The sequence below is a fragment of the Deefgea tanakiae genome, assembly GCF_019665765.1.
Classification (GTDB): domain Bacteria; phylum Pseudomonadota; class Gammaproteobacteria; order Burkholderiales; family Chitinibacteraceae; genus Deefgea; species Deefgea tanakiae.
In genome coordinates, this window is sequence record NZ_CP081150.1 from 2,815,668 (window position 1) to 2,841,267 (window position 25,600).

A 25,600-nucleotide genomic window follows, 5' to 3' on the forward strand; every position below is an offset into this window, starting at 1 on the left:
CTTGTTGATGGCCCTCTGGATCGCGTTAATGGGGATAGGCAAACCTGCGGATCTCATCGTGGGTGGCCTTGCGGCGCTGCTGGCGTGCAAAGTCAGTTTGTGGCTCATGCCACCCAATACACAATCAATTAATCTACTGCAACTCGCCTTATTTTTTCCTCACTTTCTCTGGCAGTCGGTCTTGTCCGGCTGGGATGTGGCACGTAGAGCCTTAGACCCCAAACTGCCCTTACGCACGGGCATCATCCAATATCCAATCACCTACCCTGCAGGCTACTTGCGCAATACCTTTGCCAGCATCACGAGTCTCTTGCCGGGCTCGGTGCCTTGCGGCGAAAGCACTCAGCATCTGGAGTATCACACCCTTGATACCACCATCGACGTGTGCGCCAGCCTCAAAAATGAGGAGCGATTACTTGCTCCCGTTCTGAAGGACGAGCGTGCCAATGAATGAATTTTTACTTGCGGCGGCGTGCTTAGTTCTACTCTTTACCGCTCTGAGTTTATATCGACTATTTCGTGAGCCCAGCGATGTGGACCGTGTGCTTTCTGCGCAATTAATAGGCACAGGCGGCGTCGCCATCCTGCTGCTGATTGGCGCAGCCAGTGATGAAACCGCCGTCATCGATGTGGCACTCACCTTGGCTTTATTAGCGGCCATGGCATCAATTGCTTTTGTCAAAGCGGCAGAGCACAGTGCGCAAAAGACCGACGATAAGGATCAAGAATGAGTGTCTTGCTGGATGTCTTCACCGTAGTCTCTGTTTCATTGGGCGTTTTTTTCTTTTTTGCCGGAACCGTCGGCTTTTTACGCTTTCCCGATACGCTCACCCGCCTGCATGCGCTGACTAAAGCCGATAATCTTGGCTTAGGCTTAATCATCATCGGCCTACTGCCCCGAGTTGCTAGCCCGCTGCTTGCAGTCAAATTAATCGGCATATGGTTACTCATCTTGCTAATGGGTGCTGTGGTTTCGCAACTGATTGCGCGTTTTGCACGCCGCTCTGATGATGAGAGCATGTAATGGGAATGATTTTTGACGGTAGCTTGTTTGTTCTGATTTTGATCTTAGCAACGTGGATTATCGCGGTGCGTGATACTTTTTCTGCGGCGATTGGCTTTGCAATCTACGGCCTATTGTTGGCGCTGGTCTGGGTCAGACTCGATGCGATTGATGCAGCCTTAACCGAAGCGGCGATTGGTGGCGGTCTTTCAGGGATTTTGCTGATTGGCGCCGCAATTCAATTGCGGCCCACAGAAGCGAAATTGCGCGCTGAATCGCCGACAATTTCAATTCGGATTGTCGCAGCACTACTATCGATGATGGTGACCGCGGGCTTAGTTTACGTGGTACTCACACTCCCCGAGACTGGCCCAACGCTAGTGCCACAAGTTGCGGAAAATATGGGCACCACAGGACTGGGGAATCCTGTCACCGCAGTGCTACTCGCCTTCCGTTCGACCGACACCTTACTCGAAGCGATTGTGCTGGTATTAGCCCTTATCGCAGTCTGGTCGCTGACGCCAGACCAATACTGGGGAGGTCGACCGGGGCAAATCTCACATAATAATCCAAATAGCATGCTGACCTATTTGGCGCGTTTATTGCCACCGATTGGTATTGTCGTTGCGGTTTATATTCTTTGGGTCGGCGCAGACTTGCCCGGCGGCAAATTCCAAGCGGGCACCTTGCTGGCGGCGATGGGTTTGTTGCTAGTTATGGCGGGTCTAATGGACTTGCCCGCCATCAGTCGTCGTAGTTTACGAATCAGCCTAATACTAGGTACGGTGGTGTTTTTAGCAATTGGCTTTGCGGGAATCCCGCTAGCAGGCACTTTCCTTGCCTACCCCGATGGCTTTGCCAAACCACTGATTATCGCCATTGAATTTGCCTCAATGATATCCATCGCCGTGACCTTGGCTTTGCTGGTGATTGGCATACCGAAGCGGAGCGACACTAAATGACGTCCTCCACGCTGTTTGGCCTATGCGGCGCACTTCTGATTGGCTTAGGGCTTTATGGCTTCATCGTCAATCCACAGCCTTTGCGTAAAATTTTGGCGTTTAACTTAATGGGCAGCGGTATTTTTCTGCTCTTTGGCGTCGTTGCGCGACGTGGCGCTGCACAAAATATGCTGGTTGATCCCGTGCCACACGCTTTAGTGATCACAGGGATTGTCGTCGCTTTTTCTGCGACGGCCTTGGCGGTGGCGTTGCTCCTGCGTTTGTATGACAGCAGCAAAGAAGCCAGTCTGAGCGACGAAACGCTCCCACCAGCAACACCCAAGACTGAGACAGAATGATCGATTCGGCATCCACCATTAGCTCAGCGGGAGACATACTCCTCGTACTCGCGCTCACCCTGCCATTTATTGGCATGATCATTGCCTTTGTTGTAGGCGGTCGACGAGCCCAGACCATTGCAACGCTGTCTTTTTTGCTTGGGTTTATTTTAAGCGCGCAGATCGCTTGGCAACTAATCGAATCCGGTCAATCGCTCAACTACTTACTCGGCGGATGGGCACCGCCACTGGGCATCAAGCTGCACCTTGATGGTTTTTCGGCCGTCATGCTGCTTGCCACATCGGTGATTTTATTTGCCGTCGCCATTTTCGCCCGTGCCGATTTTGAAACGCCAATAGATGTCAAAGAAGCCCGTGCGCCATTGATGTTTTGGACGCTATTGCTCGCCGTTTGGGGTGCGCTCAATCTGATTTTCCTCGCTAGCGATTTGTTTACGCTCTACGTCGCGCTGGAGCTAGTGACTTTTGCCGGCGTTCCCCTCGTTTGTCTGGATGGTAAAGCGGCCACACTAAAAGCGGCATTGCGCTATCTGCTATTTGCCTTGCTTGGCTCAGTGCTTTATCTGCTCGGCGCCGTCTTGCTTTATGGCGCGTATGGCACACTCGATATTGCACTTTTAGCTCAAGCCGTTCAGCCAGAAGCGATTACCTACGCAGCCGCCGCCTTAATGACCGTGGGCTTACTGGCTAAAACTGCGTTATTCCCATTACATCTCTGGCTGCCACCTGCACATGCGGGGGCACCGGCGGGTGCGAGCGCGGTTCTTTCTGCATTAGTTGTGAAAGGTTCTTTCTTTTTACTACTGAGGCTCTGGCTCGATGTAATGCCAGAACTGGTGACGCTATCAGCGGCACAATTTCTCGCTGGATTGGGTGCCACCGCCATTATCGTCGGCAATATCGTCGCATTGCGCCAGGCAAGACTGAAGCTACTCATTGCCTACTCAACCGTGGCACAGATTGGTTATTTATTCTTAATGTTTCCACTCTTTTTTGGTTTGTCGGCACTCAACTTACCGACCGAAACCGCAACAACAGGCGGCATGTTGCAAGTCATTTCCCATGCAACAGCCAAGACTGCGATGTTCATGGCGGCGGGGCTGATATACAGCACTTTAGGCCATGACCGAATTGCGGATCTGCGTGGCGTAGGTCGACAGCTTCCGCTCACCATGCTGGCTTTTGCGCTAGCGGGGGCATCTTTAATTGGCTTGCCACCCACAGGCGGCTTCTTGGCTAAATGGCTCTTACTCACCTCAGCGCTGAACACGGGGCAATGGTGGTGGGCAGCGGTAATGCTAGTCGGTGGCTTATTGACCAGTTGTTATGTCTTTATGGTGTTGGTGCGAGCGATGCAAATCGTTGAAACCCCCGTTACCCCAAAATTAGCCGTACCACGCTATCGCGAGGCCGTTGTGCTCGCACTGGCCACATTCGCTTTCTTACTCGGCCTCGCTGCATTTTTACCGATTGATCTGATTCAAATTGGTCGTCCATCTACTCTTTTGTTGGGGCAACCATGAGCTTTGCAACACTACTGATCGGCATTACCGTTGGCCTACCCTTTGCGCTGCTGCTGGCCTGCTTCTTAGCACCTGCCCGCAAGCATATGCTGGGTATATTGCCCTATGCACCGATACCCTCACTATTTGCGGCAATACTCTCGGTTGATGCGCCAGCGCTGGTTTTGGGTAACGCGCGAATTCCGGTGGCTTTTGAATTAGATTTACCGGGTGCAATTTTGTTGGGCGCATCGGCTATTTTGTGGATTGCAAGTGCCTGCTACGCGCAAAAATCATTACCACCCACAGTCAATCCCGAACGCTTTTCCGTGTGCTGGTTAATGACCCTCGCTGGCTGCATGGGCGTATATCTCGCGGCGGACATGGTGAGCTTTTATGGGCTATTAGCACTGCTCAGCGTGGGGGCTAGCTGCCTGGTGATGATAGAAAGCTCGCCTCGCTCGCAAACTGCGGCCATGATTTACCTTGGCATCGCCTTATTTGCCGAGACCTTTTTATTGCTCGCTTTTGTCTTGCTGGCCTCGATTACACCCGAACATAGCTTGTGGATTCAGGATGCCTCGGCGGCGTTGGCAGACTCATCCATGCGCGATCTCATTATCGCTTTATTGGTGCTTGGTTTTGGTATCAAAGCCGGCCTCGTACCCACGCACTTTTTCATGCCCAAAGCCTATAGCGTCGCCATTCTGCCGGTGGCTGCAGTACTCAGTGGTGCGGTTATCAAGGCCAGTGTCTTGGGTTTGATTCGTTTCTTACCTGAGCACATTGCACTACCCGATTGGGGCATGGCACTGGCCGCCATCGGATTATTCGGCGCACTCTATGGCGTGGCGATTGGTTTAACGCAGAAAGACCCGAAAACCATCCTCGCCTATTCCAGCGTCAGCCAAATGGGTTTCATCATTGCCATTTTGGGCATGGGCATCATGGTGGCCGACGAGGGTTCGCGATTGGCCGCTGCATTTTATGCTGCGCGTCATGTCGTCGCCAAAGGCGGATTATTTCTCGCCATAGGCGTCATTGCCGCGACTGGACTGCGCCGCTATTGGATCGTATTTACACCCGTTATATTGGTTGCACTCAGTTTTGCAGGCCTGCCACTCACAGGCGGCGGACTTGCAAAATCAGTCACTAAAGATGTGATGGGCGATGGCTTGGCCTATACGATAGCCACCTTGTCATCCGTCGCCAGTACGCTGCTGATGCTGCATTTTATTCATCAACTCAAAACGACTTTCGCCAACAACCCCGATGCGAAGTCACTCAGCAGCCAAAACGGGTCTTGGTTGATCTTAGCCATCGCTTGCTTGCTGCTTCCCGTAGCATTAATTGCCTACGCACCAAGTCATGATTTGGCCAAGGCGCTCGAAGCGTACACGCTGTGGGCGGGCTTATGGCCAATTTTGGTCGGCATCTGCATTGCGCTGCTGGTATCTCGGTTGCCTATCCGTGCGCCGCAAATCAGCGCTGGTGATATTGGTCACGCAGTACTTAATGCGTTTACTCACCCTACAGCGGCGATCAGCACCCGCGTTGCCAAACTGGATGCGGCACTGGGTCAATGGCCGATTGCAGCGATGACATTACTCAGTGTGGTCATTCTATTCTCCATCGCCTTCATCTTTGGCAATTAAACAGGAAACAGGGATGGGCAATCAAATTGAACTCCGCATCAACACCATCGAACAATTATTTAATAATTTCGACCCAGCTCCTTTTCGTGAGCGAGAACTAGATCCTCAAGCAGAACGCTATATTTTAGCCAATAGCGAAAATATCCCAGCAGGCGAATCTATTGAACTCTCGGTATATTTGCCTGCTGATAAAGTTTCGCTTGTCGATGCGGCGCAGTTGGAGCAAACGATACGTTATCACTTTGAATTAAAAGCCGAGGATAAAACTGCAGAACTTAAAAAATCGCTAAAACTCGGGCGCAAGGGTTTATTGCTTGGCTTTTTGGTTTTTTTAGTCTGCACTTTGATTGGTTTGGCGCTGATGAATGCCTTTCCTGATTCCCGCTTAATTGTCACGCTCGAACAAAGTTTAGTGGTCTTTGCATGGGTTTTAATTTGGCGTCCGGTTGAAATCTTGACCTATGATCGCTGGCCTTTAGTGAGTGAATACAAGCAATTGCGACACTTAACTCAGGTGAAAGTGACGCTCAAAGCACAAACAGCGTGAACTTGTTACAATCAGCCAAAATATTGATTTCATTAAAAAATCAAAACTTATCGCTCGACAGGGAACAATAAATGAAACCGACTCAACAGCCACTCGCATTGCTTTTACTGCTCGCTACAGCGGGCGGCGCCATCGCGCAAACGCCGGTGAACTGCCGCAGCATTGTATCGAGCACCGAACGACTCGCTTGCTACGATCAAGCGAACGGCGCACCTGAAGTCAATACCACCAGTACCGCAAGCGCCACGACCACAACAACTGTTGCGGCTAGTACAGAAGTAACGCCAGCTCAAGTTAACGCTCCAGCACCAGCCAGCACGATGGCCACGGCACAGCCAACTTCGATCATCGATGCGGCATGGGGCTTTGATCCTAGCTCTGATCGCTACCAACTGGGCATGTACAATTCCAATTATCTATTGCTTGGCCGCTATTCGGATAATCCAAATGACGCGCCCTATCAGGTTCTGCAATCCGATGGCAAAGTAGAGCTAGACTCTATTGAAGCCAAGTTCCAGCTCAGCTTTAAAGGCCGTATCTGGACTACAGATGATCGCCGCTGGGGTGTTTGGGGAGCCTATACCCAAAATAATAATTGGCAAGTCTATAATGCCGACCAATCACGTCCGTTCCGCGAAACGAACTACATGCCAGAGCTAATCGTGAGTTTCCGCCCTGATGTCGATTTAGGCGCAGGCTTTAAATGGAAACTACTCAACGCCGGCTACGCCCACCAATCGAATGGCCGCACCGAGTCAATTTCTCGCAGTTGGGACCGACTGTTTGCTGAAGTGGGTATCGAAAACGGCAACTTCGCCATCTACGGCAAAGCTTGGTATCGCCTACCAGAAAGCGATGACGTTGATGAAAATGCCACCATCCTTGATTACTATGGCCGCGGTCAGCTCAATGCGGTTTACCGCTGGAATGGCCACAGCTTCACGGCGCTAGCCCGTGGCAATTTCAATACCGGCAAAGGCTCACTCCAAGTGGGCTGGTATTCACCACCGGTCATCGGGCCACTACGCGCTTATGTGCAAGGGTTCACGGGTTATGGCGAAACGATGATTGATTACAATTGGCGCCAAAACACCATCGGCGCCGGCTTTGCATTAAACGATGGTTTCTAAAAACGAGGCCTGAACTCAAATATGCTTCGCTATTCATCAGTAGAATAGCGAAGCAATTAGATCAGGGTATATCAACGAAGAGCAATTTCAACAATAGCCAGATACATATACCCAATCAAACAGCAACACCCTGAATAAAAAATTCCCGATTTCCATCGCCACCGGCAATCGAACTGGCAAAATAATTCAGTACCTCAAAACCCTCGACACACGCTGCAGTACGGATTTTCTCTTCGACGTGAGGATATAAATTCTCATCACGCACAATCCCGCCCTTGCCCAACGCTTGTGGGCCCAGCTCAAATTGTGGCTTCACTAAAAACAGCAATTTTCCTCCCACCGGCAAGACCGCACGTAGCGCGGGCAAAACTAAAGTCAGCGAAATAAACGAGATATCGCCCACAATCAAATCAATCGATTCGTCATTAAGCGCTGATGCTATCGTCTCTAAACTCAGATTGCGCGCATTCACGCCTTCAAACTGCGTGACACGTGCGTCCGCCAGTAAGCGCGGATGCAATTGATCATGACCAACCTCAACGCCAATCACTCGCCGCGCACCAGATTGTAATAAGCAGTCGGTAAAACCACCTGTTGAAATCCCGACGTCCAGCGCCAGCATGCCGGTCACATCCAGCTCGGCCGCCGCCAGCGCGCCAGCGAGCTTAATTCCGCCACGCGACACATAGCGATCGAGTTCATCCGGCGTCACCGTTACTTCGGCATAGGGGGCGAGTTGACTCGCCACCTTGATCAATACTTTACCGTCGACCTGCACTCGCCCAGCCAAAATCATTGTTTGCGCAGCGGTACGCGAGTTTGCCAAACCATGCTCGACCAACCATAAATCAGCGCGCATTTATTCAATCCAATAAGAAGCCCTCTCTAGTGAGAGGGCAAGGTAACAAACTAAAGTCAGACAGACGTTGGCATTGCCAATGCGATCTGATTAGAAATCCATATCGCCGCCAACAAATGACTCGTCTGGCGCCAGGTAGCGCCATTGCCCGCGTGGCAAATCGCCCAGCATGATGCGACCAATGCGAATCCGTTGCAGCCCCACGACTTCCAGCCCCACCAATTCACACATCCGGCGAATCTGGCGCTTTTTACCTTCGCGCAAAATGAAACGCAGTTGATCTTTATTCTGCCACCAAACCCGTGCGGGTTTGAGTTTGGCGCCATCAAGCTCCAAACCGTGATTGAGCAGACGTAAACCATCGCCTTTCAAATGGCCCGAAACCCGCACCAAATATTCTTTTTCAACTTGCGAGTTTTCGCCAATCAGCGTTTTGGCAACCACACCATCTTGCGTGAGCACCAAGAGGCCAACCGAATCAATATCCAAGCGCCCCGCAGGCGCAAGACCTTGATAATGCACAGGCGAAAATGGAATACCGCTATTGTCACCCACCCAGTGGTTTTCTGGCTTGAACAGCACCACGGCAGGCTCGTAGCCATCTTCGGCCTGACCCGACACATAGCCCACCGGCTTATTGATCAAAATCGTCACCCGACCCGCCTGCACTTGCGCAGCAAATTTATGCAGTTCAATATGTTGGCTTGGCAAGACTTTAGTGCCGAGCACGTCGACGACTTGGCCATCGACCAAGACCCAGCCACGGGAGATATATTCATCGGCCTCGCGACGCGAGCACAGGCCCAATTCGGCCATGCGTTTAGATAAGCGAAGTGGTTCTTCCATTTTTTTTCTACATTTAAGGCCGACAATGCAACATTTTACTGTTTTAATCGTCTAGGCATAAGACCTATTCATCACATCGAGACAAAAGCATGGAATATTATTTGGACATCAAGCATTTACACCTCAGTTTAATCACCCTTTCTGGCGTGCTATTTTTACTCCGTGGCATATTAATGCTGAAGTCCTCCAAGGCACTGCAAATGAAAACCTTGCGGATTGCCCCGCATATTATCGATACCGGCTTATTGATTTCAGGCGTGAGTTTAGCGGTGATGCTGGGCTTGAAACCCAGTGAAGCGCCATGGATTATGGCAAAACTGATTGCTTTGGTGGTGTATATCGGCTTTGGCACCATTGCGATTAAGCGCGGTAAAACCTACCTGATCCGCGCCACCGCTTTTATTGCGGCGCTCTGTACCTTTGGCTATATGGTTTCGGTCGCCATCACAAAAAGCCCAATCCCTTGGGCTTAAAATAACTGCGGCGTCCAACTCACAAATGACCGCGGTGGATGCCGCCATAAAGCTGTTTTTCCCGCGCTAGCAGCTTTTTGTATTCTTCAAGCTGCTGAGTGCGGGCATGCAAGCGCATATACAAAATAATAATCGCCGCCAGCATGAGCAATAAAGCAGACACAACACCGATGGTATTACTACTCCACAAGGCACTGCTTACCCCCAAGGCTTGGCAACCATAGGGTAGGCATTCGTACATGACTTTCGGCAGCATGACGCCCTCCTGATTTACACGGCGGAGAATGATTTATCATACGCCAATGTTTCACATTGAGAGCTACCGCTCAGAGCTTAATTCTTTATTTTCAGCGACTTAAATAACAAACATATCTGACGAAGCCTGCCAATGCCCCGACTTGCCACCGATTTTTTCCAGCAGGCGGATGTCACTCATCACCATGCCTTTATCCACCGCTTTGCACATATCGTAAACCGTGAGCAGCCCGACATTCACCGCCGTTAATGCTTCCATTTCGATCCCGGTTTTGCCATAGGTTTCGCAGGTCACAATGCAACGCACCGTCGATTTCATTCGATCGACTTGAAAATCGACATTCACTTTAGTCAAAGGCAAGGGATGGCAGAGCGGGATTAAATCACTGGTTTTTTTCGCGGCCATAATCGCCGCAATTCGCGCGACCCCGAGTACATCACCTTTTTTATTTGTACCATCTTCAATCAAACGCAGTGTATCGGGCAACATGCGAATATCACCCTGCGCCGTAGCCACACGATGCGTCTCTGCTTTGGCACCCACGTCGACCATGTGCGCATCACCCGCACTATTAAAATGCGTTAACCCCCCCGCAACAGGGATCGCTTCGGCTCCCGATAGGCGATTAGCCAAGCCCGATAAATCATCCAAGGTATTCAAATTAGGGAAGCTGTCTTTGGCAAACGTCACTTCAACTGCGCCGATACTTTTGAGCCAATCGAGCATTTTCAAACGGCCGCAAGACAAATGCTCAACTAAAGACGGCAATACCGAACGTGACAGCAAGCAAATCGTTGGATAAAGACGGCCATCGCTGGTTTTCGCCACCGCCGCCTGCGCTTTGGATGACTCCATCGCAGCGCGCAATTGTTGCAGCAAATCAGCAGGTAAAAACGGCGAGTCGCACGGAATCACCAGCATCAGTTTGGCAGGCGAGGCCAAAAATGCCGCATGAATCCCGCCCATAGGCCCTGGGTGATTCGGATAAACATCACGCAGCACCGCAAAGCCATAGCGAGCGTAGTCGGGTAGATTGCGATTGGCAGAAATCAGGACGTGATTCACAGGCGTAGATTGGCGCTGCACGCCCTCTAAGCTCCATTCGATCAGCGGTCGCCCCGACAGCTCGACCAAGCCTTTATCACGCCCGTCCATTCGTCGGCCTTCACCGCCCGCTAAAATCACCGCATCAACGATCATTGCATCATTCCCAACGTTGCCTTGCCGTTTGGTCGGACTCGCGCGCATCCACCCAGATACTGGCGTTTGCAGTGACTTCCTTTTTCCAAAACGGCGCCTCAGTTTTAAGATAATCCATGATATACGCATTTGCAGCATATGCGGCATCGCGATGCGCGCTCGCGGTCAAAACCAACACAATTTGCTCAGCTGGGCGTAAGGGACCAACTCGATGAATCAAAGTCACCGCATCCAAGGGCCACCGCGCTTTCGCATCAGCAACAATCTGCTGCAAAGCGCGCTCGGTCATTTTCGGATAATGCTCTAACTCCAGCGCGATCAATTCTGGTTGTGGATTGAGATCCCGTACCCGACCCACAAACATCACTACCGCGCCGATGGTGGCGTCACCCGCGAATCTCGCGTATTCCGCGGCGACATCAAAATCCTGCTCCTGTACAACAATCACATCCGCGACAATTTTATCCACGCTCAACCTCCGGTCACCGGCGGAAAAATCGCCACTTCTGCGCCTTCAGGGATCGCATCGCTCAAACGCGCCATCTCTTGATTAATCGCGACGCGAAATACCTTGCCACCCGCCAACTCCTCAGCCCAAACGCCACCGCGAGCAGCCAGCAAGTCAATCAAATCCGCCACCGTCGCTGGCGATTGCGGCAATTGCTCTTCAGCCAAACCCAATACTTCTTTTAAACGCGCGAAATACACCACTGAAATCATGTTCAATCCTTAACACAGTGCCGACAAAGGCAAATAGGCCACCACATCACCCGCCGCAATCGTTTGCCCTGCCGGCAAATCGACCAAACCATCGCTCCATACCATTGATGTCAACACGCCAGAACCTTGGCGCGGGAATAGCTCGACTTGGCCGGCGTTATTTAAACGAACGCGCAAGAACTCGCGCCGATCTCCGGCCTTTTTCCAGTCAAATGCAGCGATCAGCGGCAAACTCGTTGGCGTAATCGCTGTCACGCCTTGCCGTGCCAATAAGAACGGTCGCACCAACATCAAAAACGTCACATAGCTCGATACGGGATTGCCGGGCAGACCAATAAAATCCGTCTCGCCAATTCGGCCATGTGCGAACGGTTTACCCGGCTTCATCGCTATTTTCCACAAATCAAGCTTTCCTAGGTATTCAACCGCAGCTTTTACATGGTCTTCCTCACCGACTGATACCCCGCCCGATGTCATCACCACATCATGTTCAGCCGACGCCGTTTTAAGTAGCTCAATCGTCGCTTCGCGATCATCGGCCACAATACCAAAGTCTGTCACCACGCAGCCCAGCGTTTGCAGCAAGGTATTAATCGCATACCGATTTGAGTTATAAATCTGCCCTGCGCCCAAATCCGCACCCGGCTCGACTAGCTCGTCACCTGTACTAAGCAAAGCGACTTTCAACGGCCGCACCACTGGCAAAGTCGGCACGCCAATCGATGCCGCCAAACCAATTTCAGCTGCGCCCAAACGCGTTCCCGCCGCCAGCACCACCGACTTCGCAGCGATATCTTCACCCGCACGGCGAATATTTGCGCCGTTTTTTAAACTCATCGCCACTGTGACGCGGCCGTAAACCACGCTGCAGACTTCCTGCATCGCCACCGCATTCGCGCCAGCAGGAATCGGTGCGCCAGTAAAGATCCGCGCCGCTTCGCCCGTCACCAAGTTTGTGCCCACCTCACCCGCCGCAATCCGTTGACTAATCAGAAAATCAGTCGGCGGCGCAGCAAAATCAGCGATATGGAGCGCATAACCATCCATCGCGCTGTTATCAAAACCGGGAACATCAATAGGCGCGACGATATCTTGCGCCAACACGCGACCGTTCGCCGCTAGCAGCGGTACAGTTTCAACCTCAGTAATGCGGCGCGCCGCAGCCAAGAGATTAGCCAGCGCGGTATCAAAATCAAGCATTTGAATTTCCAAAATAATCAAAAATAAACCGCGCCAGCGCGGGAACATCATTTAGATCTAGTACGGGTATTGCCTGCTGTGCATTACTATCTGTGGCAATAGCGACAATACTGGCATCATTTTGACATAAGAGCGGTTTGCCATTGGCCTCGCGCCAGATTTCAATTTTGGGAATTTCTTCCGACTTAAAGCCTTCCAGCAAGGTTAAATCCGCCGGTGCAAGGCGAGCGATTTGCTCCGCCAACGTGGGTTCCGCCGCGCCGCGCAGTTCGTGCACAATCGCGTAACGAAACGGCGAAACCACCATCACCTCCCCCGCCCCCGCCGCGCGAAACCGTGCGCTGTCTTTGCGGGGTGGTTCCAATTCCAAATCGTGGTGTGAATGTTTAATCACATTCACCCGCCAGCCAAGTTGGGCGAGTTCGGGGAGTAGTGCTTCGATGAGGGTAGTTTTACCCGAACCGGAATAGCCGGTGATGGCGAGGATATGGGGCATGGGGCGAATTTCCAGCATTTTGGCTCAGGCTGACCTATTGCGGAAGCATTTTGTTTACCTGTGTTGAACTTACGAAATCCCGCTATTGGGTTTTAATATATTCGGTCGCCAATTGATAAAATGAGGCTCCTGAATAACTGAAGCCACCTGAATCACCAGCATTTATTCGTGCAATTGCAATTGCATGCGCTTCATCAAACTTGCATTCGAGTAAACCGGTTAAAAGTTTCTCAACCCATATTGCACGAACTGCATTAGGATATTTTTCAATCAGTTGTGAATAGTATTTTTCTAAAATTTGAAGATTACTTTGGTAAGTGTTGGCCAGAGATGCTTCTTTATCACTTATAGGAATAAGTAGCTCAAATATTTTTCTCACTTCGTTCAATACAATTTCTTCTTCCAAGCTATCAAGACCTGCGCACCCTTCCTGAACAACCATGCTCGGGGCAACCCAAGCACCACAAGCACGAAAACTAAGGGGCTGTTTTTTATTCTCTGGAAGCTTAACCACATCCCAGAAAATATCATCAAAATCATAATGCTTAAAACTAAGTGACCAATGTAATTTTTTTGTCTTTGACTGTCCATTTATTAAAATCGTAAAGAACAAACTTTTTTCTTTCTTAAAAACGAATCCACGGCTACATTTCCAGCCAAATCTTTTAGATTCTACTTTTAAAATTCTATTCAGCATTTTATCAAAATAAGACTGTTTCATTTAAATTTAATACCTTACCCATCAAATAAGTTTCATTCATTTGATCGCTAAAATCAAATTACAAACGTATTTTTTACTAACAAAATAGCCGATCAGAAACCACAGTTTAACCTATCCATTTCAGCCTTTCCCGCACATGGTAAGCGGCTATGCGCCGCGGCACTCACTTTTCTTGCTTCGCCAAGAAAAGTAAGCAAAAGAAGGCGACCCTGCATCTGCGTCCGGCTACGCCGGATGCCCTCGCTACGGATAATCGAGACGGTTGCGCTCAAAACTCGCTCGGCTTGCTGCTAAGGGATCTCACGCAGCTCAACGAGGCTTGATTCTATAACGATGTATTGCCAGCTAAATATTGATAAACAATGCCTACATTCAAATACATCTAATACATCAATCTGAATCCTGAATCCTGAATCCTGAATCCTGAATCCTGAATCCTGAATCCTGAATCCTGAATCCTGAATCCAACCATGCTAAGCCAAACAATTCACGCAACCAAGCACACGATGGTGGATGCATGGTTTTTAAATCCCGTCCAAGCGCACCGAGTGAGGAGGGAGACAAACCGCTTTATCGTTTGGCTCACGATCGATCGAGGGCATCGGGGACCGATGCGCGCCCGGGGCTCCTTTTCTTTCGTCTATTTCTTTTGGAGAAGCAAAAGAAATAGACCTGCCGCGCGGCAGTCCGCGCACCAAAATCCATCGTGCCGCAGGCACATAAAACCTAAAACCCACCATGCGATACCAAACAATTCACGCAACCAAGTACGCCAATGGTAGATGCATGGTTTTCAAATCCCGTCCAAGCGAACCGAGTGAGAAGAGAGACAAACAGCCCTATCGTTTGGCTCACGATCGATCGAGGGCATCGGGGACCGATGCGCGCCCGGGGCTCCTTTTCTTTCGTCTATTTCTTTTGGAGAAGCAAAAGAAATAGACCTGCCGCGCGGCAGTCCGCGCACCAAAATCCATCGTGCCGCAGGCACATAAAACCTAAAACCCACCATACGATACCAAACAATTCACGCAACCAAGTACGCCAATGGTAGATGCATGGTTTTCAAATCCCGTCCAAGCGCACCGAGTGAGGAGAGAGACAAACAGCCCTATCGTTTGGCTCACGATCGATCGAGGGCATCGGGGACCGATGCGCGCCCGGGACTCTTTTTCTTTGGTTCGTTTCTTTTGGAGAAGCAAAAGAAATGAACCCGTCCGCGCAGCGGAAACGCGCATCGAAATCAATCGTGCCGTAGGCACTTAAAAAACAACAATGGGTATATCAACACAAACACTAATAGTTAATGGCTACAACTAAATACCTAGCCCCCCGTCTGCGACATAAACCGAATAATCTTCCCCGGTTGCTCTTTGAATTCATGCCGCTCCGGTTTCAGCTCAATCGCTTCTTTCAACGCCGCAAGGATTTCAGAATCCGAAGCACCGCCACGCAACAACGGTGCAAATTCGAATTTTTCTTCTTGCCCCAAACACATATACAAAGTGCCATCGACCGCCAAACGCACACGATTACAAGTAGCGCAAAAATGCTGTGAAATCGGCGTGATAAAGCCAACTCGACCACTACCGTCTGCCGTTTGCCAATAACGCGCGGGGCCACCACCGAGTTCTGCCACTTCGGGAATCAAACCAAATTGCTGCACCAGTTGCTCGCGCACTGGATTCAAATCGAGATACTGCGCATTACGGCCAGTATCACCCATCGGCATCGCTTCGATTAGCCGCAAGATAAAGTCATTTTCTAGGCAGAAGGCGACCATTCGGCCAATTTCGTGGTCGTTGACACCACGCATCGCGACCATATTGAGTTTGATCGGCGCAAAGCCAGCAGCTTTACCCGCCATAATGCCCGCCATAATCGAATCAAAACTATCGCGACCGGTGATGGTGTTGATACAGCCTTTATCCAGCGAATCGAGGCTAACATTGATGCGTTTTACGCCAGCCGCTTTCAGCGCGGGGGCGTGTTTAACCAGTTGCGTGGCGTTGGTCGATAGGGACAAATCTTCCACGCCAGGCAAGGCGGCTAAACGTGCAGCCAGTTCGGGTAGATTGCGGCGCAACAGAGGTTCACCGCCTGTTAAACGCACGCGTGACACCCCAGCCTGGGCGAAGATGCCGACCAATCGCGTCATTTCATCGAAATTAAGCCAGTTTTTTGGCTCTTCGTAATCCTCAAACCCTTTGGGTAAGCAGTAATTACAGCGCAGATCACAGCGATCGGTCACCGACAGCCGCAAATAGCGAATGGCGCGGCCAAATCGGTCTGTCAAAACCCGATCAGATGACGCTGGCGATGTGCTGGTGAAGTTCTGCATGATTTCCTATAAACGGCGAATGCAAATGGATGCTGCAAGCGAGCTCCCTGTGTTGAAACATTAGTCGAACTGTACGAGTAAATCTATCGCGGCGGAATCCATGTTCAACACAAAACAGTGTTGCGGCCGATGCAATAGTGACGATCTAAAGTCACGCGCCGCACCTGCTACTATAAAAGAAATCTTGCACCACGCTTGTTGCATTAAGGACTACCTCTTACTAGATAGCCACAACTAGAGCCAAATACCTGCCGCGCGGGCGGTGGCTTCCGTATACTGACACTCATGCTTTCTATCGCCCATCTTGCCGCGCAACGCGGTGATCGCCCCTTGTTTTCTGAGCTGTCGCTCACGCTTAATGCGGGCGATTGCGTGCATTTACGCGGCGAAAATGGCGTTGGCAAAACCACCTTGCTCAAACTATTGGCGGGTCTCACTCAGCCACAACACGGTGAAATTCGGTGGGGCGAGCAAAACATTGCCACGTTGGGCGATGAGTATTACGCGCAGCTGCATTACCTCGGCCACAAAGATGCGCTGAAAGACTTGCTCAGCCCGTTCGACAATTTACATTTGGCCGCAAAACTCGCTGGCAATCCACTAGATGAAGCCGCCATTTTGCAGGCGTTGAGCCGCGTGGGCCTGGCGCGGCAATGCGATTTACCGGTGCGTAGCCTGTCGCAAGGGCAAAAAAAACGTGCGGCACTCGCGCGACTGCTCGCCACATCACGGCCGCTGTGGTTGCTCGATGAGCCGTTTGTTGCACTGGACACCAAAGCGCAAGAACAACTCGGCGGTTGGATTAGCGAACATTGCGCGAACGGGGGTATTGCAATCTTTACATCGCATCAAATACTACCTAAGGCAATACCTAGCATCACCGAACTCACTCTGTCGGTGAAAAAATGAGCTACAGCCGTTTTTTTCTCACCGTCATTCAGCGCGATCTACTCCTCGCGTGGCAGCAACGCGGCGACTTGCTAGTGGGCTTGGTATTTTTTGTTTTGGTCGCCAGCCTATTCCCGCTTGCTGTCGGCCCAGAGCCGCAACTACTCGCCCGCATCGGCCCTGGCGTATTGTGGGTGGCGGCGATTTTGGCCAATTTACTCGCGCTACCACGGCTATTTCACGCCGATTGGCAAGACGGCACACTAGAACAACTCCTGCTCGCGCCAGCACCAGCCAGCATGATGGTCGCCGGAAAACTCATCGCCCACTGGCTGACCACCGGCGTACCGCTGACCTTGATTGCCCCGCTACTTGGCATTCAATACGGATTGGAAGCCGATGCTTTATGGATGCTAATGGCAACGTTGCTGCTCGGCACACCGACACTCAGCGCACTCGGCAGCATCGGCGCCGCGCTAACCTTGGGCGTGCGCCAAGGCGAAATGCTCTTGGCCTTACTGGCGCTACCGCTGTATGCACCCGTATTGATTTTTGGCAGTAGCGCCGTCGCGGCAGTGAGTGGCGGATTAAGTGGTTACGCCGAATTGTCATTACTGGCTGCAATACTGTGCGGGTCGCTATTTTTAGCGCCATGGTTGGCGGCGATGGCCGTGCGGCTGGCGGTAGAGTAAAGAAATTTAAAGCCGTTTCAGACGAAAAATAATCCGTCTGAACGCTCAGAAATACGAAAAGCAGTGCCGCGATGATTGGGCTGAAGCTTTAAATCCCCTGTCGCCCATCGCCGAGAGAGAGAGTGGAGCGAGACCTAGGCTCGCGACCGACCGAGGGAAGCCCGGAGGGCCGCAGGCGGGGGTCGCCTTTCTTTGCTTACTTTCTTTGGCGAAGCAAAGAAAGTAAGTCCCCGTCGCGGATTGCGACTGTAAAACAATGTGCCATAGGCACTAAAAATTCATCTACTGCAAAATACAATTTGCGATAGGAAACTAATGAAACCCAACCACGATGGCCCACGCTGGCTGAATATTTTTCACTTCGCCTCACCGCTACAGTTCTACCCACTGGCGGGCAAATTGGTGCCGATTTTTGCTGTGCTGGCGACGCTGTTCGCCCTAGCTGGCCTGTGGCTCGGTTTTGGCGTCGCGCCCGCCGATGCGCAGCAAGGTGAAGGCTATCGGATTATTTTCCTGCACGTGCCAACGAGCTGGATGGCAATGTTCATTTATATCGTCATGGCGTTTTGGTCGGTGATGCATCTGGTGTGGCGCACGCGGCTGTCGGCAATGATGGCGCAAGCGCTCGCTCCGACTGGCGCGCTGATGGCGTTTTTGTCGCTGTGCACTGGCGCACTATGGGGCAAGCCGATGTGGGGCACTTGGTGGGTGTGGGATGCGCGGCTGACGTCGATGTTGCTGCTGTTTTTTCTGTATTTGGGTTTTATTGCACTGACACGTAGCATCGACGAAACCGATCGCGCCGACAAAGCGGGTTCCGTGTTGGCGATTGTGGGTGTGTTTAATGTGCCGGTGATTTATTTCTCGGTGAAGTGGTGGAATACGCTGCATCAAGGCGCGTCGATTTCGATGGAAAAAGGCAGCACGATGGCCAGTACGATGCTGATTGCGATGCTGTTGATGTCATTCGCAGCGTGGATGTACAGCATCGCGACTGCGCTATCCCGCGTTCGCACGCTGATTTTGCTGCGTGAGGGCCGTACTCGGTGGGTGCAGGAATTGATTGTGGGAGGAAAAGCATAATGGCTTGGCAATCGTGGAATGAATTTTTCGCCATGGGCGGCTATGGTGTATATGTCTGGGGCTCTTTTGCAGCATGCGCTATCGGCTTATGCCTAGAGTGGGTATTTATAAAGCAACAACGAAAAAATGTATTAAAACAATTACGTCGCATGGCCTTGGCCGATGAACTTGAAAGGACGGCAGAATGACCCCTCGACGCAAACGCGCAGCTTGGATTATCGGCGCATTGATCGCACTGGCTTTGGTGACTTTTTTTGTCGTCAACGCCTTTCGCCAGAATCTGGTGTTTTTTTACACCCCAACGCAAATCGCAGCAGGTGAAGCGCCGCAAGGTCGGGCTTTCCGCATTGGTGGCATGGTGGTCGATAAAAGCCTCGTTCGCGCGGCGGACGGCGTGACGATTCGCTTTGACGTCACCGACACCGACAAAGTCATCCCCGTGCAATATCGCGGCATCTTGCCGGATTTGTTTAAAGAAGGAAAAGGCGTCGTCGCCGAAGGTCGCTGGGAAAACGGTGTATTTACCGCCAGCGAAGTGCTGGCCAAACACGATGAAAACTATATGCCACCCGAAGCACAAGACGCCGTGAATCAAGCGCATCAAAAAGCAGCTGCGAAAAAGGAACAACAATGATTGGTGAACTCGGAACCTTTGCGCTAATTTTGGCGCTGCTCGTTTCCATAGTGCAGGGCACATTTGGTATTTGGGGCGGTATCAAACACAACCTGCCATTGATGCGCGTGGCGCGCCCCGCTGCGATATTGCAGCTGCTGCTCACCGCTACAGCGTTTGGCCTTTTGACGACCGCTTTTTTGCAAGATGACTTTTCGATTCGTTACGTGGTTCGGCAATCGAACAGCTTGCTGCCCGAGTTTTTCAAAGTCGCCGCAGTGTGGGGTGGACACGAAGGCTCGCTCTTGCTGTGGGTGTTGATGCTGTCGGGTTGGGGCGCAGCGGTGGCGGTGTTCGGTCGCAATTTACCGCTGTCGGTACAGTCTTTGGTCGGCGGCGTATTGGGCTGGATTGGTAGCGGCTTGTATTTGTTTATTTTACTAACGTCGAGCCCGTTTATTCGGCAACTGCCAGCAGCGAGCGACGGTGCGGATTTGAATCCGCTGCTGCAAGACTTGGGGCTGATTTTCCATCCGCCGCTGCTGTATATGGGCTATGTCGGCTTTTCGGTGGCGTTTGCCTTTGCCGTCGCGGCGCTGATTTCTGGCCGGCTGGACGCCACATGGGCGCGCTGGAGCCGACCATGGACGACGGCCGCGTGGGCGATGCTCACACTGGGGATTATGCTCGGCAGTGCTTGGGCGTATTACGAACTCGGTTGGGGCGGCTGGTGGTTTTGGGATCCGGTGGAAAACGCCTCGTTTATGCCTTGGCTGGCAGGTACGGCCTTGATTCACTCGCTGGCGGTAGCCGAGAAGCGCAATGCGTTTAAACATTGGACGGTCTTGCTGGCGATTAGTACGTTTTCGCTCTCGCTACTCGGTACTTTCCTCGTTCGCTCTGGCGTGCTGACCTCAGTCCATGCCTTTGCGACTGATCCCGCGCGCGGCACGTTTATTTTGATTTTCCTCTGCCTCGTCATTGGTACTTCGCTAGCACTGTACGCTTGGCGCGCACCAATGCTAGAAGGCGGCGGTGCGTTTAACTGGTGCTCGCGTGAATCACTACTGCTGGCGAATAATGTGCTGCTGGTCGTGGCCTGCGCCACGGTGTTTATCGGCACGCTGTATCCGCTGCTGATTGATGCACTCGGCCAAGGCAAATTGTCAGTCGGCCCACCGTACTTTAATAGTGTTTTTATCCCGCTGATGATGCCCGCACTATTGCTGATGGGGCTCAGCGGCACGATACGCTGGAAGCATCAAGACGGCCACGGCATCTGGTTAGCCAGCAAAGTACCGATGATCTTGGCCATCGTCGGTGGCGCATTGCTGCCGCTGTGCTGGGGTACGTGGCGCTGGGGCGTCGCGATTGCTCTGACCGCTGCGCTGTGGATTTCGCTGATGGCGGTACGCGATTGGAGTTTGCGACTACTCAGCTATCGCAAAACAACGAACTCATGGTGGCAAGCCCTGTGCAAAGTACCGGCTTCGTTTTCTGGCATGCATATCGCTCACTTTGGGATGGCGGTGTTTGTCGCTGGCGTGGCCGTGGTATCGAGCTACGAGCACGAAGACGATTTACGCATGGCCTTTGGCGACACGCATCAAGTAGCGGGCTATACGCTACGCTTTGACGCGGTGAAACCCGAGCGCGCTAGTAATTACGCTTCGCTGGTCGGCTATTTGACCTTGAGCCAAGACGGCAAAACAATCAGTGTGCTCAAGCCAGAGAAACGCCAATATTTTTCTAGCCAAATGCCAATGACCGAAGCGGCGATTCACCACACGCAAATCAAAGATATCTATGTCGCGCTCGGGGAGCCGATTGGCAAAGATCCATTTACCGGCGATTGGTTGGTGCGGATTCATTACAAACCGCTGGTGGGTTGGATTTGGTATGGCTGTTTGTTGATGGCTTTGGGCGGCCTGATTGCGCTCAGTGATAAACGCTATCGGCAAAAACGCTTAGGGAAGAAATCGCAATGAAACGCTACACGCCATTGATTATTTTTGCGGCACTGGTGGTCTTGCTGGCGGTGGGCTTGACGCTTAATCCACGCGAACTACCATCGGTGATGATAGGTAAACCAGCGCCTGCTTTCAAGCTCGATCGGCTCGATGCGCCGGGGCAGTTCTCACCAGCAGAACTCAAAGGCCAAGCCTACTTGCTCAATATTTGGGCATCGTGGTGCGGTGCTTGTATTCAAGAGCATCCGGTGCTGAACGACATTGCCAAATCCTACAAGGTCACGCTGGTGGGCTTGGCGTACAAAGACCAAGACGCGGATGCCAAAGCGTGGCTACAAACTCGTGGTAATCCGTATGCGGTGGTCGTGGCCGACCGCGATGGCCGCGTTGGCATTGATTATGGTGTATACGGCGTGCCGGAAACCTTTGTTATCGACAAGGCCGGATTGATTGCCTACAAGCACATCGGTCCGATTACGCCTGAGATATTCAAAGACAAACTGCTGCCCGAGCTGCAAAAGGCACAACGATGAACCATAAAAACCATTCACCGCAGAGACACAAAGACACTGAGAAAAGCCAAGTACTCCTCTGCGCCTCTGTGCCTCTGTGGTGGCTTTTATCCCTATTTGTTTCATTATTGCTACTATCTGCCGGCGCAACTCACGCCAAAACTGCCGCAGCAGCGGCCAGTAATCCGGTCGCAGAAGCGCGCCTTGTTGAGCTATCGGCCGAATTGCGCTGCCTAGTCTGCCAAAACGAAAGTCTAGCCAGTTCGCGCGCGCCGTTGGCAGAAGATTTACGCCGCGAAGTACGTGAGCGGATTGCCGCAGGCGACAGCAATCAAGAAATCATGACTTACCTCACAGACCGCTACGGCGATTTCGTCACTTATCGACCGCCATTTAAAGCGCGAACACTGTTGCTGTGGTTATTACCGCCGACATTATTGATTGCGGGATTGATCTTGCTACTCAGGCGGATTCGCCGCCGCTGCGTAACGCCACAACACATCGACACCGCCGCGCTGGCCGCTTTGCGTAATGAATTTGAAGGCCCAGAAGGAAAACCCCATGAACGCAGCTAACTTCGGCTTATTTACCTTATTGTGCGCCATCATGATCGTGGCCACTTTGTTGCTATTGGTGTGGCCACTCTTGCGCGGTCGTTCGCAAACGAGTGACATTCGCCAAGCGCGCTACGCTTTGCACAAGCGGATTTTGGCTGAACTGGATGATGATTTGCGCGATGGGCGCCTTAGTAGCGGTGATCACCAGACCGCCCGTCAAGAGGCAGAAGCCCGCTTGCTCAATGAAATCGGCAGTGCAGATTCGGTTGCTGAGCAGCAAATCGATCTGCCAGCTAAAAAGCTGGCAATCATTTTACTGGTGCTGATTCCGCTAGCGGCGGGTGGTTTGTACGTGCAGCTCGGCACGCCCACCGCGCTTGACCCGATGACACGCCAACGTCCCGACGTGGGGCCCAATGAAATTGCTGGCATGGTCAAAAAACTCGAAGCGCGCATGGCGCTAGAACCGAACGACACCAAAGGCTGGCTGATGCTAGCACGCAGCTATCGCGCCCAAGCCCGCTACGCCGAAGCAATTACCGCTTATGAAAAAGCATGGCCAGAATTGCAAAAGGATGCGGGAGAATTGGCCCGTTTTGCGGGCGTCATCGCCATCGAAAAAACCAGCTTTGCTGGCCGCCCGACCGAGCTATTGGTCAAATCGCTGAGCATCAACGCCTCGGAGCCAGATGCGCTGATGCTAGCAGGTAGCGCTGCAGTTGAACGTGGCGACATCGCCGCCGCCGTCGAATGGTGGAACAAACTACTCGCCTTGCTCGAGCCCGGCTCAGAAGACGAGGTCTGGCTCAAAGAAGAAATCCGCGTGATCAAAGAAAGAAAAACGGCAGCTGCAGCCAGCGCAGTGACACACCCTTGATGTATTGCCCGCTAGGGAATATTCATTAATGACTAGCGGGCAATACCCAAGAACTCCAATCACGATAAGCAATTAAACTACCACCTTACCACCCTCACATTAGCAACAAACTAGTACCCATCCATCCAAAACGGCATAATTGGCCTCTGACTTGAGTGAGACGCCCATGCCTGCCCGAATTTTGCTACTCGAAGACGATGCCGACATCGCCGCCAATGTGTATGACTATTTGAGCGCGCGCGATTACCAAGTCGATGCGGCGCTCAATGGCGCGGTGGCGTTGCATTTACTTGAACAGCAATCTTTTGACGTGCTGGTATTTGATATTGGCCTGCCGGGTATTTCTGGTCTGGAGGTCGCACAACGCGTCCGCACTCAACTCAAGCTCAATACGCCGATTTTACTACTCACCGCCCGCGATACGCTGGATGACAAGGTCGCTGGGTTTGGCGCTGGCGCGGATGATTATTTGGTTAAACCTTTTGCACTCAAAGAATTAGAGCTGCGAATCCAAGCGCTACTCAAACGCAGCCAAGGCCAAGTGCTCGATGCGATTTTGCACTGCGGCCAGCTCAGCTACGATCCACGCTCAGGGGACGCGCACTGGCAAGGAAAAAGCTTGAAATTGCCGCCGAAAACGTTGCAATTGCTGGTGGTGCTGTTGATGCAAGCCGAGCAATTGGTTACGCGCGAACGCTTGGAAATCGCCGTTTGGGGCGAAACACAAGAAACCAGCGATACGCTGCGGCATCATTTATCGCAATTACGTCGCGCACTCACTTTGGCTGATGGCCGTAGCCCACTGCTCACCGTGCATGGCCGTGGCTATAAATTAATCGCCCTCGCCGCTGATGATCCACAATGACAAGAAAACTCAGCCTACAGCAACGCCTCGCTTGGGCGATGAGCGCATTAACCAGTGCAGCTATTATCATTTTTGCGATTGCCCTCTCGATGGCAGCCGAAGAGCGCGAAGAAGATTTAATCAATGAAGTTGTCAATACGGCGCTCGATGGCATCATCGCTCAGCCCGCAACGGCTAATTTATCTTTGCCCAAACATTTACAGTTGTTTCATGCGCCACTTGGGCAAACGCCAGCCCAACTCCCGCCTGAGTTGCTGAAGTTTCCGCTTGGCAATGCGGAATGGTATCAAGGTGATTTGGAGTTTCACGTCGGCGTACGCGAAGCAAACGGCGAACGCTGGTACGTGCTGTACAACACCGAAGAGCACGAACGACGCTTGAGCACTTTACACCTCTGGCTTTTGATGAGCGCGCTGGGCGTGATTGGGCTGGCATGGATTTGCGGTCACTTCCTCGCCAACTCATTACTGGCACAATTGGCGCGACTAACGCAATCGGTGCAAAACGACACGCCTGTTGATGTGAGCGAGGCAATGGATGAGGAAATCGCCATCTTGGCGCAACGCATCGCCCAATCCCGCGACGCGCAAATCCAACTGCTAGCACGTGAGCGCCAATTCACTGCCCACCTCAGCCATGAAATTCGCACCCCGCTCACGCGCATCCGCACCAGCGCCGAGCTCTTACTCGATACCAGCCCACCACCGTTGCATCGCCGTATCGATAAAATCGTCAGCTCCGTCGATGAAGTCGAGGGCAAATTACGCGGCCTATTGCTGCTAGCACGCGGCGTTGCGCTAGGGCAAACCAGCACACTCTCTTTGGCTGCTGCGCTGAACGCTGCCGAGCAGCGCCTCCCCGACACCAAGCGCGAACTGCAATGGAAAAACCAGGTCGATACTGATATCCAAGTTGAAGCAGACCCTGAATTGCTCGGCTTACTGCTTGATAACCTACTCAGCAACGCATGGCGCTATACCGAGCAAGGCAGTGTGAGCGCGAGCTATGCCGAAGGTGAATTGACAGTGAGCGACACCGGCTGCGGCATTGATCCCACCGCTTTGCCGCATGTATTTGAGCCTTTTCGCCGCGCCAGCGATGTCGCCGAAGGTCACGGCCTTGGCCTCGCCATCGTCGCCGCCATCTGCAATCGCATGGGCTGGCACTACCACATCCACAGCGAAGTCGGTAAAGGCAGTAGTGTGGTGATTGGGTTTCAAAAAAAGCCATAAGAGCCCCCTCACAAAACCCTCACACCCCGCTCGCAAATCATTCACAAGCACTGGCTTATGCTGGC

The 25,600-nt window shown here is 52.1% G+C and carries 31 protein-coding genes; 21 read left to right on the plus strand and 10 right to left on the minus strand.

The window, feature by feature from the left end; genetic code table 11:
* Positions 1-7: 7 nt before the first annotated feature.
* The 9 genes from K4H28_RS13110 (at position 8) to K4H28_RS13150 (ending at position 7,137) form a co-directional block, all read left to right on the plus strand.
* Positions 8-454, plus strand: coding sequence for a Na+/H+ antiporter subunit E (locus K4H28_RS13110; protein WP_221005599.1), 447 nt, complete (start codon positions 8-10; stop codon positions 452-454).
* Positions 447-731 (plus strand): MrpF/PhaF family protein, encoded by a 285-nt coding sequence (locus K4H28_RS13115; protein WP_221005600.1) that lies wholly within the window; start codon positions 447-449, stop codon positions 729-731. The genes K4H28_RS13110 and K4H28_RS13115 overlap by 8 nt, the downstream gene beginning before the upstream one ends.
* On the plus strand, positions 728-1,024 hold the full coding sequence (locus tag K4H28_RS13120; RefSeq protein ID WP_221005601.1) for a monovalent cation/H(+) antiporter subunit G: 297 nt from the start codon (positions 728-730) through the stop codon (positions 1,022-1,024). The genes K4H28_RS13115 and K4H28_RS13120 overlap by 4 nt, the downstream gene beginning before the upstream one ends.
* On the plus strand, positions 1,024-1,965 hold the full coding sequence (locus K4H28_RS13125; RefSeq protein WP_221005602.1) for a hydrogenase subunit MbhD domain-containing protein: 942 nt from the start codon (positions 1,024-1,026) through the stop codon (positions 1,963-1,965). Before K4H28_RS13120 ends, K4H28_RS13125 begins: the two co-directional genes overlap by 1 nt.
* A complete protein-coding gene (locus K4H28_RS13130; RefSeq protein WP_221005603.1) occupies positions 1,962-2,303 on the plus strand; it encodes an NADH-quinone oxidoreductase subunit K in 342 nt (113 codons plus the stop codon). Before K4H28_RS13125 ends, K4H28_RS13130 begins: the two co-directional genes overlap by 4 nt.
* On the plus strand, positions 2,300-3,826 hold the full coding sequence (locus tag K4H28_RS13135; RefSeq protein WP_221005604.1) for a complex I subunit 5 family protein: 1,527 nt from the start codon (positions 2,300-2,302) through the stop codon (positions 3,824-3,826). Before K4H28_RS13130 ends, K4H28_RS13135 begins: the two co-directional genes overlap by 4 nt.
* Complete coding sequence (locus tag K4H28_RS13140) at positions 3,823-5,460, plus strand: complex I subunit 5 family protein (protein ID WP_221005605.1); 1,638 nt, start codon at positions 3,823-3,825, stop codon at positions 5,458-5,460. Before K4H28_RS13135 ends, K4H28_RS13140 begins: the two co-directional genes overlap by 4 nt.
* 13 nt (positions 5,461-5,473) lie before the next feature.
* Positions 5,474-6,007 (plus strand): hypothetical protein, encoded by a 534-nt coding sequence (locus K4H28_RS13145; protein WP_221005606.1) that lies wholly within the window; start codon positions 5,474-5,476, stop codon positions 6,005-6,007.
* A 71-nt stretch (positions 6,008-6,078) separates the two neighbouring features.
* Positions 6,079-7,137 (plus strand): phospholipase A, encoded by a 1,059-nt coding sequence (locus tag K4H28_RS13150; RefSeq protein WP_221005607.1) that lies wholly within the window; start codon positions 6,079-6,081, stop codon positions 7,135-7,137.
* A gap of 115 nt (positions 7,138-7,252) precedes the next feature.
* Here the strand turns inward: K4H28_RS13150 and K4H28_RS13155 are convergent, their stop codons facing one another.
* Positions 7,253-7,996 carry a TlyA family RNA methyltransferase gene (locus tag K4H28_RS13155; RefSeq protein ID WP_221005608.1) on the minus strand — a complete coding sequence of 248 codons (744 nt, stop codon included), beginning with the start codon at positions 7,994-7,996 and terminating at the stop codon, positions 7,253-7,255.
* A 90-nt stretch (positions 7,997-8,086) separates the two neighbouring features.
* The gene (locus tag K4H28_RS13160) at positions 8,087-8,842 is read right to left on the minus strand and encodes a pseudouridine synthase (RefSeq protein ID WP_255573529.1); all 756 of its coding nucleotides are present in this window, start codon (positions 8,840-8,842) and stop codon (positions 8,087-8,089) included.
* Between the two features lie 89 nt (positions 8,843-8,931).
* On the opposite strand from K4H28_RS13160, the gene K4H28_RS13165 reads away from it, so the two are divergent.
* Positions 8,932-9,315: a SirB2 family protein gene (locus K4H28_RS13165; protein WP_221005609.1), complete on the plus strand. Its 384-nt coding sequence runs from the start codon at positions 8,932-8,934 to the stop codon at positions 9,313-9,315.
* A 19-nt stretch (positions 9,316-9,334) separates the two neighbouring features.
* Here the strand turns inward: K4H28_RS13165 and K4H28_RS13170 are convergent, their stop codons facing one another.
* From K4H28_RS13170 to moaA, 8 genes are all read right to left on the minus strand, one after another.
* Positions 9,335-9,571: a hypothetical protein gene (locus K4H28_RS13170; RefSeq protein WP_221005610.1), complete on the minus strand. Its 237-nt coding sequence runs from the start codon at positions 9,569-9,571 to the stop codon at positions 9,335-9,337.
* A gap of 99 nt (positions 9,572-9,670) precedes the next feature.
* Positions 9,671-10,771: a cyclic pyranopterin monophosphate synthase MoaC gene (moaC, locus tag K4H28_RS16995; protein ID WP_444542508.1), complete on the minus strand. Its 1,101-nt coding sequence runs from the start codon at positions 10,769-10,771 to the stop codon at positions 9,671-9,673.
* Positions 10,772-10,775: 4 nt separating this feature from the next.
* On the minus strand, positions 10,776-11,240 hold the full coding sequence (gene moaE, locus K4H28_RS13180) for a molybdopterin synthase catalytic subunit MoaE (protein ID WP_255573530.1): 465 nt from the start codon (positions 11,238-11,240) through the stop codon (positions 10,776-10,778).
* Between the two features lie 2 nt (positions 11,241-11,242).
* Positions 11,243-11,491 carry a molybdopterin converting factor subunit 1 gene (gene moaD, locus K4H28_RS13185; RefSeq protein ID WP_221005611.1) on the minus strand — a complete coding sequence of 83 codons (249 nt, stop codon included), beginning with the start codon at positions 11,489-11,491 and terminating at the stop codon, positions 11,243-11,245.
* A 9-nt stretch (positions 11,492-11,500) separates the two neighbouring features.
* Entirely contained in the window at positions 11,501-12,691 is a 1,191-nt protein-coding gene (locus tag K4H28_RS13190) for a molybdopterin molybdotransferase MoeA (protein ID WP_221005612.1), read from the minus strand.
* The gene (gene mobB, locus K4H28_RS13195; RefSeq protein WP_221005613.1) at positions 12,684-13,187 is read right to left on the minus strand and encodes a molybdopterin-guanine dinucleotide biosynthesis protein B; all 504 of its coding nucleotides are present in this window, start codon (positions 13,185-13,187) and stop codon (positions 12,684-12,686) included. The genes K4H28_RS13190 and mobB overlap by 8 nt, the downstream gene beginning before the upstream one ends.
* An 82-nt stretch (positions 13,188-13,269) precedes the next feature.
* Positions 13,270-13,908 (minus strand): hypothetical protein, encoded by a 639-nt coding sequence (locus K4H28_RS13200; RefSeq protein WP_221005614.1) that lies wholly within the window; start codon positions 13,906-13,908, stop codon positions 13,270-13,272.
* Between the two features lie 1,321 nt (positions 13,909-15,229).
* Positions 15,230-16,246, minus strand: a complete 1,017-nt coding sequence (gene moaA, locus K4H28_RS13205) for a GTP 3',8-cyclase MoaA (protein WP_221005615.1) — start codon at positions 16,244-16,246, stop codon at positions 15,230-15,232.
* Positions 16,247-16,531: 285 nt separating this feature from the next.
* Between moaA and ccmA the strand changes: the two genes are divergently transcribed.
* From ccmA to K4H28_RS13260, 11 genes are all read left to right on the plus strand, one after another.
* Positions 16,532-17,155 (plus strand): cytochrome c biogenesis heme-transporting ATPase CcmA, encoded by a 624-nt coding sequence (gene ccmA, locus K4H28_RS13210; RefSeq protein ID WP_221005616.1) that lies wholly within the window; start codon positions 16,532-16,534, stop codon positions 17,153-17,155.
* Positions 17,152-17,826: a heme exporter protein CcmB gene (ccmB, locus tag K4H28_RS13215; protein WP_221005617.1), complete on the plus strand. Its 675-nt coding sequence runs from the start codon at positions 17,152-17,154 to the stop codon at positions 17,824-17,826. Before ccmA ends, ccmB begins: the two co-directional genes overlap by 4 nt.
* A gap of 315 nt (positions 17,827-18,141) precedes the next feature.
* Positions 18,142-18,909 (plus strand): heme ABC transporter permease CcmC, encoded by a 768-nt coding sequence (gene ccmC / locus K4H28_RS13220; RefSeq protein WP_221005618.1) that lies wholly within the window; start codon positions 18,142-18,144, stop codon positions 18,907-18,909.
* Positions 18,909-19,097 (plus strand): heme exporter protein CcmD, encoded by a 189-nt coding sequence (gene ccmD, locus K4H28_RS13225; protein WP_221005619.1) that lies wholly within the window; start codon positions 18,909-18,911, stop codon positions 19,095-19,097. Before ccmC ends, ccmD begins: the two co-directional genes overlap by 1 nt.
* Complete coding sequence (gene ccmE, locus K4H28_RS13230) at positions 19,094-19,543, plus strand: cytochrome c maturation protein CcmE (protein WP_221005620.1); 450 nt, start codon at positions 19,094-19,096, stop codon at positions 19,541-19,543. Before ccmD ends, ccmE begins: the two co-directional genes overlap by 4 nt.
* Positions 19,540-21,510, plus strand: a complete 1,971-nt coding sequence (locus K4H28_RS13235) for a heme lyase CcmF/NrfE family subunit (RefSeq protein WP_221005621.1) — start codon at positions 19,540-19,542, stop codon at positions 21,508-21,510. Before ccmE ends, K4H28_RS13235 begins: the two co-directional genes overlap by 4 nt.
* Complete coding sequence (locus tag K4H28_RS13240) at positions 21,507-22,025, plus strand: DsbE family thiol:disulfide interchange protein (RefSeq protein ID WP_221005622.1); 519 nt, start codon at positions 21,507-21,509, stop codon at positions 22,023-22,025. The genes K4H28_RS13235 and K4H28_RS13240 overlap by 4 nt, the downstream gene beginning before the upstream one ends.
* Positions 22,022-22,579 carry a cytochrome c-type biogenesis protein gene (locus K4H28_RS13245; protein ID WP_221005623.1) on the plus strand — a complete coding sequence of 186 codons (558 nt, stop codon included), beginning with the start codon at positions 22,022-22,024 and terminating at the stop codon, positions 22,577-22,579. The genes K4H28_RS13240 and K4H28_RS13245 overlap by 4 nt, the downstream gene beginning before the upstream one ends.
* Entirely contained in the window at positions 22,566-23,438 is an 873-nt protein-coding gene (ccmI, locus tag K4H28_RS13250) for a c-type cytochrome biogenesis protein CcmI (protein WP_221005624.1), read from the plus strand. Before K4H28_RS13245 ends, ccmI begins: the two co-directional genes overlap by 14 nt.
* A 166-nt stretch (positions 23,439-23,604) precedes the next feature.
* Positions 23,605-24,303, plus strand: a complete 699-nt coding sequence (locus K4H28_RS13255; protein ID WP_221005625.1) for a response regulator transcription factor — start codon at positions 23,605-23,607, stop codon at positions 24,301-24,303.
* Entirely contained in the window at positions 24,300-25,535 is a 1,236-nt protein-coding gene (locus tag K4H28_RS13260) for a sensor histidine kinase (RefSeq protein WP_221005626.1), read from the plus strand. Before K4H28_RS13255 ends, K4H28_RS13260 begins: the two co-directional genes overlap by 4 nt.
* Positions 25,536-25,600: the final 65 nt, after the last annotated feature.